This is a genomic window from Clostridium sp. OM05-6BH (genome assembly GCF_003481635.1).
Lineage (GTDB): Bacteria > Bacillota > Clostridia > Lachnospirales > Lachnospiraceae > Butyribacter.
This window is the reverse complement of record NZ_QULH01000017.1, coordinates 34,383-44,990: the sequence shown is the minus strand read 5'-3', so window position 1 is coordinate 44,990 and position 10,608 is coordinate 34,383. Positions and strand designations below refer to the sequence as shown.

Annotated in this window: 7 protein-coding genes; all 7 read left to right on the top strand. The window is 43.2% G+C overall.

What is annotated here, in order from left to right:
• Positions 1 to 413, top strand: a 413-nt coding sequence (locus DXB73_RS14585; RefSeq protein WP_182448512.1) for a hypothetical protein, incomplete at its 5' end; no start/stop codon positions are given.
• Between the two features lie 387 nt (positions 414 to 800).
• Positions 801 to 1,415, top strand: a complete 615-nt coding sequence (locus tag DXB73_RS11910) for a hypothetical protein (RefSeq protein WP_022025778.1) — start codon at positions 801 to 803, stop codon at positions 1,413 to 1,415.
• Between the two features lie 117 nt (positions 1,416 to 1,532).
• Complete coding sequence (locus DXB73_RS11905) at positions 1,533 to 3,329, top strand: L-fucose isomerase (protein WP_118691281.1); 1,797 nt, start codon at positions 1,533 to 1,535, stop codon at positions 3,327 to 3,329.
• Between the two features lie 193 nt (positions 3,330 to 3,522).
• Positions 3,523 to 4,482 (top strand): MoxR family ATPase, encoded by a 960-nt coding sequence (locus tag DXB73_RS11900; RefSeq protein ID WP_243104105.1) that lies wholly within the window; start codon positions 3,523 to 3,525, stop codon positions 4,480 to 4,482.
• 19 nt (positions 4,483 to 4,501) lie between these two features.
• A complete protein-coding gene (locus tag DXB73_RS11895) occupies positions 4,502 to 5,596 on the top strand; it encodes a DUF58 domain-containing protein (RefSeq protein ID WP_118691280.1) in 1,095 nt (364 codons plus the stop codon).
• Positions 5,589 to 8,201, top strand: coding sequence for a transglutaminase-like domain-containing protein (locus DXB73_RS11890; RefSeq protein ID WP_182448326.1), 2,613 nt, complete (start codon positions 5,589 to 5,591; stop codon positions 8,199 to 8,201). The genes DXB73_RS11895 and DXB73_RS11890 overlap by 8 nt, the downstream gene beginning before the upstream one ends.
• Positions 8,202 to 8,352: 151 nt before the next feature.
• Entirely contained in the window at positions 8,353 to 10,596 is a 2,244-nt protein-coding gene (locus DXB73_RS11885; RefSeq protein ID WP_243104107.1) for a glycogen/starch/alpha-glucan phosphorylase, read from the top strand.
• Positions 10,597 to 10,608: the final 12 nt, after the last annotated feature.

Here is a 10,608-nt window from a genome sequence, read left to right as displayed (position 1 = left end):
ATATTGCGGATAATTTCGAACGTGGAAAATATGGCACCAAGAAGATCACATATGATCAACTTGACAGAGCATTTCGTTTAGTGCCGGATGGTATGTGGAAGTATGGAATTTATCTGTATCGAGTCACTTCCGCACAGTATTCTTCTGTGCCAGGGTACGTGAAAGAACAGCTTATGGACTATATTGCACCAGGAAATGGAATCTGTTACTTAAACCGTACAGTATGCCCGGAATCTTTTCATGATGGCAGTGACTATCTCAATGAGGTTTTCTTTGGTGCGCAGTGCTATGATCTGCTTGATCACTGCTTTCAGGCGGTGATCAGGCAGGATGATACGTATCCGTCAAAAGACTGGCGCAGTCTGGTTCAGCTCTGCGATCATAAATATCTGATGCGTAGGCGGTATCAGTAAGTGAAATTCTTTTATTGCAAGATGAAATGAACCTTTTGGACTTCTAAATAGTCATATAAGTAGAGACAATCAAAAGGGAACTTATCGAAGTCATATAACGGCTGTTGTATGGAAGGATGGCAAGTCAGGAAAAGTTGGGGCAAGCAGTGAAAAAAAGGTATACTAAAATTTTTTTAAAAAAGTATGTCAGGTTTATTGTGGTTTGTTCGTTATAGTTAATAGAGGGGGAGGAATGATGCTGTAATGAGATAAAGAGAAAACTGTGAATGAAGAAACGTGGTAAAAGAGGCTACTGCTTTGCATTAGGCAGAATTATTGCCAAATGCATTAGAACAATAAATCTAGGTAGTTTTTTGACACTACCATATGAAAATGAGGAGGATTCTTATGAGGAAAAAAATTGCAGGAACTGTGTGTGTAGTATGTTTGGTAGCTTTGGTAGCTCTGTTGGCATTGTGGGTAGCACCTATAATGGTGCAAGTGGATTCTGTAACACAAACAAAGGAAACGTTTTATCGAGAAGCAACAGTATCAGCGCAGAAGGCAGCTATACAAAAACCAGGAGTGATTGATTTTGCTCCATTGAAATCAAAAAGTGTATTACCGTTTTTGAAGACGAAGGCGTGCGTCGCAACTGTTAAAAAAGTAGAAACATTATACAAAAAAGATAGCCAGGAGAATACGTATCAAGCATGTAATCTCGTAGAGCTGAAAGTGGTAAAAAATATTGCTGGTGGTTTTCAGAAAGGTGAGAGCGTATATGTGATAGATTCGGAGATGGCACTATATGCGGAAGATATAGGAAAAGATGGAGTATTTATTCCAGATAAAATGGCATCAGAAATCACTATCTCAGGAGAGAAAGAAACGATACATACAGTTGGTTGTGTAAAAAAATCAGAGTCAAGGATTATGTTGCTTCCTGAGGAAGATAATTATGCGAAAGTCTCGGATTATTGGAAACTAAAGCATTATATGAAGAAAAACAACTATATAAAATAGATAAGTTAAAACCGTGAAATTTTGTAGTCTCTGATGATTGTATTCTCTGCCAAAATGCAGTAAAATAAAAAGGTATCAGGGTGTGAGAATATATTCAAGGAAGGCAGGTAGTAGCAAATGGCAAAAAGCAGACTAATTGGGGATTATCCGGTGATTGGAATTCGTCCGACGATCGATGGACGAAGAGGACCGCTTAAGGTTCGTGAATCTTTGGAAGAACAGACGATGAATATGGCTAAGAGTGCGGCAGAGCTGTTCCGTCAGAATATCCGTTATTCCAATGGAGAACCGGTTAAAGTTATCATTGCGGATACGACAATCGGACGTGTAGCAGAAGCAGCGGCTTGTGCAGATAAGTTCCGTAAAGCAGGTGTGGATATTACATTGACCGTGACACCATGCTGGTGCTATGGATCCGAGACTATGGACATGGACAAAGATACGATTAAGGGTGTATGGGGCTTTAATGGTACAGAGCGTCCGGGAGCAGTATATTTGGCAGCAGTATTGGCAGCACATGCACAGAAAGGTTTGCCGGCATTTGGTATTTATGGCAAAGATGTGCAGGAAGCGGATGCAACGGAGATTCCGGAAGACGTTAAGGAAAAATTACTTCGTTTTGGTCGTGCAGCCGTAGCGGCAGCAACGATGCGAGGCAAATCTTGGCTGCAGATCGGATCGATCTGTATGGGTATTGCAGGATCTATCGTAGACTCCTCCTTTATGGAAGAGTATTTAGGAATGCGTGTTGAGTCTGTTGATGAGGTGGAGATCATTCGTCGAATGACAGAAGGTATATACGATGAAGCAGAGTTTGAGAAAGCAATGTCTTGGACAAAGTCTCATTGCCGTGAGGGATGGGATAAGAATCCTGAGATCGTGAAACGAAGCGATGAGCAGAAGGAACGCGATTGGGAATTTGTTGTTAAGATGATGTGCATTATCAAGGATTTAATGAACGGTAATCCAAATCTTCCGAAAGGCAGAGAGGAAGAGATGGTAGGACATAATGCAATCGCAGCAGGTTTTCAGGGTCAGAGACAGTGGACCGACTTTTATCCGAATGGTGATTATGCAGAGGCACTGCTCAATTCCTCCTTTGACTGGAATGGAGCGCGTGAGCCGTACATTTTAGCAACAGAGAACGATACACTCAACGGTATTGGTATGCTTTTCATGAAACTGCTTACCGGAAGAGCACAGATTTTCGCAGATGTTCGTACTTATTGGAGTCCGGAAGCTGTAAAGAGAACAACCGGCTATGAGTTAGAGGGTATTGCGAAAGAGGCAGGTGGTTTCCTGCATTTGATCAATTCCGGTGCAGCGTGTCTGGATGCTTGTGGTGAAGTGAAAGATGAGAATGGCAATGGTGTCATGAAACCTTTCTGGGAGATGACAGAAGAAGATCAGAAGGCATGTCTGGACGCAACAGAATGGTGCTGTGCTGATTCCGGATATTTCCGTGGAGGCGGTTTCTCCTCCCGTTATTTAACGAGAGCGGAGATGCCTGCTACTATGATCCGTCTCAATATTGTCAAAGGCTTGGGTCCGGTATTACAGATCTGTGAGGGTTATACCGTAAATCTTCCGGATGAAGTATCTGACAAGTTGTGGAAGAGAACAGATTATACATGGCCTTGTACCTGGTTTACACCACGCACAACGGGTCAGGGTGCATTTAAGACAGCTTATGATGTTATGAACAATTGGGGAGCAAACCACGGTGCGATCAGTTATGGACACATTGGTGCGGATCTGATCACATTGGCTTCCATTCTTCGTATTCCGGTATGTATGCACAATGTGCCGGAGGAAGATATTTTCCGACCAGCTGCATGGAATGCATTTGGTATGGATAAAGAGGGTCAGGATTATAGAGCATGCGCAGCTTATGGCCCGCTTTACAAATTATAAAAGATTGGACACAGGGGTGGCTGCATTTAATGTGAGGAAGAGTTTTGTAGTAACTTTTCAGAAGAGCAGAAAGGGTTGCGCCTGTGTCAGGTGAGAATATGTAGGAGAAGCGTAGTCGTAGGACTACGCCTCTCCGTTTCTTTTGATGTGCAAAGTTTGAGGCATATAACGTAATGAAAGAGGGGAGAAAAAAATGAGAGATGACATGATCTTGTGTCAGCAGAAAGTAGCAGAGGTTTTGGCACAGGTAAATCAAATTGTAATTGGTAAAGAAGAGTGTGTTCGTAAAGTAATGGCAGCGATCTTGGCTGGAGGACATATTTTATTGGAAGATATACCGGGTGTCGGTAAGACAACGCTTGCGATGGCATTTTCAGAGACAATGGCACTGCAGAATAATCGACTGCAGTTCACGCCGGATGTCATGCCATCCGATCTATTAGGTTTTTCGATGTATCAGAAACAGACGGGAACATTTGAATATCAGACCGGAGCAGTGATGTGCAATTTGTTTTTGGGGGATGAGATCAATCGAACTTCACCGAAGACACAGTCAGCATTATTGGAAGTTATGGAAGAAGGAAATGTGACAGTAGATGGTGTAACACGAAAAGTACCGGAACCGTTTGTGGTCATTGCTACAGAAAATCCGGCGGGAAGTGTTGGAACACAGCTTTTACCGGAGAGCCAGTTGGATCGTTTTATGATTTGTACAAGTCTTGGATATCCATCGTTAGAAAATGAAATTGCAATTGTCAAAGGACGTCAGATTCAAGATGACAAGTCAGTGTTACAGCCGGTAATCAATGCAGAGCAGTTGTTGTATTGCAAAAAATTAGTGGAACAGATTTATATGGCAGACGATATTTATCGTTATTTGTGTGAACTTTGCCAGACAACACGAACCAATCCATTGATCGAGCTGGGAGTCAGCCCACGTGGCAGCGTTGCACTGATGCGTATTTCCAAAGCAGTCGCATTTTTACATGGCAGAGATTATGTGATCCCGGGGGATATCGATGAAATCTTTTTGGATGTTGCGGCACATAGGCTCGTGCGAAGCGCTAAAGCAAAGGCGGCAAAGAGATCAGCAGAATCTATTTTGATCGAAGTAATGCAGAACGTGAAAAAGCCGACTGCTGCAAGACGTTAAGAAATGCAGGGGGGTACGGATGAAAAATTTTATTACGGGACTCATTACGGCAGGGGTCGTAGTGTATGTGGCACTGATCTATCATAGTACGGGGATGCTCTATTGTGCAGTATGGATCGTATGCTTTTTGCTGCTTTTGTTAGGTTTTCATTTACTTTTTTTTCGTAAACTTCGGTTTTCTTTTGACAAAATCACAGAAACAGTTGCCTCCGGCGAGCAAATGACATTAGCAGTTTTGGCACAGAATCGCTGCTTTTTGCCATCTGGTCGTATTCGTATTGTCGTAGAGGCATATCACGTGCTGAACGATACGACAGGGGAGATCATTATAGACTGCATGCTTCCGGGAGGTCTGCAGCGCAGATCGGCACAGCCGATACGAATTCGCGGAGAGTGGACGCCTTCATATCCGGGAGGTGTTTATTTTCGGTTGGTATCTGTGAGACATTATGATTACTTTGGATTTACGAGTATCGGTGTGTCGCGTCGCAATCTGGATCAAAGTGAAGTGCTGGCAGTCTTGCCGGTTTATCATGAAATAGGAATATCGGCGGGAGTTAAATATCATACACAGCATTTGGAGCAAGAGGGAGACGACAGTACATCAATGGAAAAGAATCCACCGGAAGTATCAGAGATTCGAGAATACCGTCCGGGAGATCGTATGCACAATATACATTGGAAACTATCGGCGAAGCGGGATGAGATTATGGTGTACGAATTTATTTCTGAGCAGAATATTATGCCGGTTATTTATTTGGCACCGGTAAAAGATGCAGAACAGCTTCTTGCTTATATCACATTTTTGTTTTCACTATCCATTAAGCTGCTGCAAAAAGGCTGTGCACACATTTTGGTGTATTGCCTAGAGGATGCGGTAGGAAGATGCAAAATAAAAGATGAAGGTGATCTGAATGATTGTATTGCGCTGCTGCGTGTAGATATGCTGGTTGGCAGCAGAGATATTGATCAAATGCGAATTGCCTATCAGGATAGATATGGACAATCACAATCGGCAGAGTGGATCTTGTCGGATACAGTGTGTCAGACATTGGATGGCGAAGAGATTGCAGAATTTGCCTTGGAACAAGAGGGGAGGAAACGAGATGAGTAAAAGAAGTTTTCTCTCGCAGTTGCTGCTTAGACTGCTTGCTGTTACAGGGTTGTTTTTGATCATGAACGGAACGGTTTGCATGTTGAGTCAGACGTTTGATGCGTCGATTCACAGAGAGAGAGCTGTGCTGTTTTTTGGAATCGCAGCCGTGTTAATTACTGTGGTTTCTATGATAGATCGCCGTAAAGCAGCGGTGATCGGTCATATTGCAATATTATGCGTATTGGCTTTGTTTGTCTGGGTAAAATACCGTGCGCTTATGAACAGTGCGATGTATTTTGCAGACAGGGTCAATCAAAGATATTCTGCTTATACAGGCAGTGGGCTGATCGCAGAAAGCTTGCGTAAAGTGAATGGACATGCAGACATGGCACTTATTTTTGGATGCATCTTGATCGGTTATCTGGCGGCATTTATGATGCTGCAGCTTTCTTGGGAGATATTAGCGTATACGCCGGTTTATCTGGCAATCTCCGGCTGCTTGTGCTGTGGCAGGGCACCGGGCAAAAATACGATCATACAGTTAATTGCCGGCATGGTAATTTTGTTGTTGTGTAAAATGTTTCGCAGAAAGTCAGGATATATTATCAGTATTCAAGAAAATTTGCGGGATCGTGTCTGGAATATGCTGCGCAGACAATATGAGTATATACGGAAACAGAGCAAGCGTACGAAAACGCGTACCAAAATGGTTCGAATACATTGGCGCAAAATGATGCCGCACAACATCGTGCCTGCGTTAGTTGCTGCCTGTATTTTGCTGGCGGTAAGTATGTGTGTCGGTGGTGTCGTAACACATAAGATTGAGAAACCGGTTTTGAAGCATTCGGCTGTTTTTCAGCGTAAAGAGATGAAGTTGGAGAAGCAGTTGATCGAAAAGATCCAGCAGGCGGCACAGTTTGTGCGTAGCAAAGGTGGCATTGGCGGCGAGGGTATCATGAGCAATACTGCACCGCATTACACCGGCAAAAAGATTATGACGGTCACCTTGGACTTTGAACCGGATAGTGATCTGTATTTTCGCGGTTTTACCGGTGAGACGTATCATAATGGTGTATGGTCTGCGGGAGACGACAAAGAGTTTAAGGAACAGTTTGAAGATGTGCAAACATACCTTTGGGGGCAGAACTATGGAGTTCTGGCAGTGGAGGCTTCCTATTCCAAAAGTCTGCAAAGTGCGATACAGAATGGCGAGATCACAGTGGAATATCATGGAATGTCACCCATTGGCGGCAAGGCGTTTTTGCCGTATTTTGCAAATTTGAGGACGGCGGACAGCAACTCGTCGGACACGGTCGTGAAACTGATCGGAGATGGAGAGATCAAGCGGGCTAAGAAATCCTATACGACAGATTATTATCTAATGTCACAAACGGAGCAGAAATCATATATTTCCTCAATTGATGATCCGAGTTTGTACGAAGACGATTACGATTCGGATGATACGTTAGAGTACAGCAGTATCGAACAGTCTATAGAAAAGAAGTATACGGAGTATGCTTCGAGACATTATGGATCCTACAATGCACCGGAGTTAGAAAAATATAAAAAGCTTGTCCAAAAATATTTTAAGGGTTATTATTCAGCGGACCAAGAAGGAGATCTTTTGTGGGCGGTAAATGGTGTTGCAGAGGTTTTGGCAGAAAATACTTCCTATAGCCTGAAGCTTGACAGCGTACCGGCAGGACAGGACTATGCGGAATATTTTTTGTTTGGACAAAAGAAAGGTTACTGCGAGCATTATGCGACAGCGGCAACGATATTACTTCGTGATCTGGGTGTGCCTGCAAGATATGTATCCGGTTATCGGCTTTCTAAGAAGAGTTTTCATAAAGGGAAAGACGGAAAGTACACAGCGACGGTGATTGATTCTGATGCACATGCCTGGACGGAGACATATGGCGAACACTTTGGATGGATGCCGTGGGATATGACGCCGTCTACGGCAGGAAATGGAGGAGATGACCAATCGGCAGAGGCGACAGCACCGGCAGAAGCGCAGAGTGCCACACCGGAGCCAACGGAGACAGCGGCAGCTATCACACAGGAACCGGATGAAGAGCCGCTTGAGACGCTGGAACCGACACCTGTTCCAACACCAAAGCAAAAGGCGGATGTGTCGGGCAAAAAGAACGCCAAGGATCATCACAATGGACAGAAGCGGTCCGTTCATTTGACAGTACCGCAGATAGTATTGATTTTGCTTGTTTTGCTTGTGATTTTTGTCGTGTTGTGTTTTAGACTGCGGCAGGAAAATCGAAAACATAGGATCGTGACAGCGAGCAGGAAGAAGGGAAAAATTGCGGTTGGACGCAGTATCTCTTATCTGATGGATGCATTGTGGCTTGCCGGAAATGCCGTACCAAAAGGTTCTGGTGAACAGGGGCTGCAGAAGCTTTTAGAAACCAATTTACAGGGAGCAGTTTCGCAAGAGCAGCGGCAATGGTATATCGAGACGATCTGGCGCAGCGGTTATAGTCCCGATGATATATCGCCGGAGGAACAGCAGAAGTTCTGGAAACAGACGAGAGAATACGTACAGGCTATTCGAAACAGTGCCGGTAAATTGCGTAAAGTCCTGTTTTTCTTGATGTTCCCACGTTAACGCTGGTATATTATTTGATGAAAAAAGAGCAAAATGTTTTGCTCTTTTTTTCTATTCTTTTCAAAAAAAATGTGGTAAAATATCATCGGAGTGTTTTGCCGATGGGTGGGACATTGCGAAAATGGTTAATTTAATACGGATGGAGGACATTATGTACGAGAATGAGATCCAAAGCATCGCAGCCAGAGAAAGTGATGCAGAAATTTATGCAGGACTATTGCAGTTAACGAAAGATATCGCAAAGCAGAAGGGTCAGATTCAGGGCAAGAAGAAACTTTATTACATTTCAGCGGAGTTTTTGATCGGTAAGCTGCTCTCAAACAATTTGATCAATTTAGGAATTTACGATCAGGTAGCCAATGCGTTGAAAGAGCATGGTAAGAGTTTGGCACAGATTGAGGAAATAGAGAATGAGCCATCTCTTGGTAATGGTGGATTAGGCCGTTTGGCGGCATGTTTTTTGGATTCGATCGCAACACTTGGTCTTCCGGGAGATGGTGTCGGCTTGAATTATCATTTGGGACTTTTTCAGCAGAAATTCGAAAACAATTTGCAGAAAGAGACGCCAAATCCGTGGATTACGGATCCGAGTGTCTTGCGACGTACTAATGTGAGTTATCCGGTTATTTTCGGTGGGCAGACAGTGCAGTCGGTCATGTATGAAATTGATGTAACAGGATATGATAACCAGTGTAATACACTCAAATTATTTGATCTTGATACTGTGGATGAAAGTATTGTTGAAGGAGATGGAATTAACTTCGATAAAGAGGATATCCGCCGTAATCTTACATTGTTTTTGTATCCGGATGACAGTGACTATCAGGGACAACTGCTTCGTATCTATCAGCAATACTTTATGGTCAGCAATGCAGCGCAGCTGATCATTGATGAGGCGGTGGCTAAGGGCAGTAACATTCATGATCTGGCTGATTATGCAGTCGTCCAGATTAACGACACGCACCCAACGATGGTTATTCCGGAGTTGATCCGTCTGCTGTTACTTCGTGATATTAATATTGACGAAGCAATCGACATTGTATCTAAGATGTGTGCATACACAAACCACACGATATTGGCAGAGGCACTGGAAACTTGGCCGATTTGGTATTTGGAGAAAGTAGTGCCGCAGTTGATTCCGGTTATCAAGATGCTGGATGTTAAGGCCAAAGAAAAATATGGGGATGAACGCGTTGCGATCATTGATAAGGATCAGCGCGTGCACATGGCACATATCGATATTCACTATGGATTTAGTGTAAATGGTGTTGCAGCACTGCATACGGAAATCTTAGAGAAGAGTGAGTTGAAGCCGTTTAAGGATATTTATCCAAATAAGTTCAATAACAAGACAAACGGTATCACATTCCGCCGCTGGCTGCTGCATTGTAACCATGAACTGACATCTTTGATCACGGATATGATCGGTGAGGGTTATAAAAAGGATGCTTCTGAATTGGAAAACCTGCAGAAATTTGCAGGTGATCCGGCATTTGTCAAGGCTCTTTTGAATGTGAAACAGACCAAGAAGACAGAATTTAAGCAATATTTGCAGGATAAAGAGGGAATCACGATCGACGATCATTCCATCTTTGATGTTCAGGTCAAACGTCTGCATGAATATAAGAGACAGCAGATGAATGCATTGTATATTATTTACAAATATATGGACATTAAGGCGGGGAATAAGCCAAAGACGCCGATCACTATGATCTTCGGTGCCAAAGCGGCGCCTGCCTATACGATCGCAAAGGATATTATTCACTTGATCCTCTGCCTGTCAGAGTTGATCAGTAAGGATCCGGAAGTGAGTCCGTATCTGAAAGTTGTCATGTTAGAGAATTATAACGTCACTTATGCGGAGAAGGTTATTCCGGCAGCAGATATTTCAGAGCAGATCTCACTCGCTTCTAAGGAAGCATCGGGAACCGGTAACATGAAATTCATGCTGAATGGTGCGATCACGCTTGGTACGGAAGATGGCGCCAATGTAGAGATCCATCAGTTTGTTGGCGATGACAATATTTATATTTTTGGTGAATCCAGTGAAGATGTCATTGCGTTGTATGACAAGGCAGCTTACAGTGCAGAAAAGATCTATGACGCAGATCCTGAAATTGCAAAACTTGTCGACTTTATTATTAGCAAGGAGATGTTTGCGATTGGTAATAAGAAGAGTTTGATCCGTTTGTATATGGAGATCGTGACCAAAGATTGGTTTATGACATTGCTTGATCTCAAAGATTATATTAAGGTCAAAGAGCAGGCGCTTAAGGATTACGAGGATCGTGATGCTTGGGCACAGAAAATGATCGTGAATATTTCAAAAGCGGGATTTTTCTCTTCTGACCGCACGATTGCGCAGTACAATGAAGATATTTGGAAATTAAAATAAAATGTATGCTCG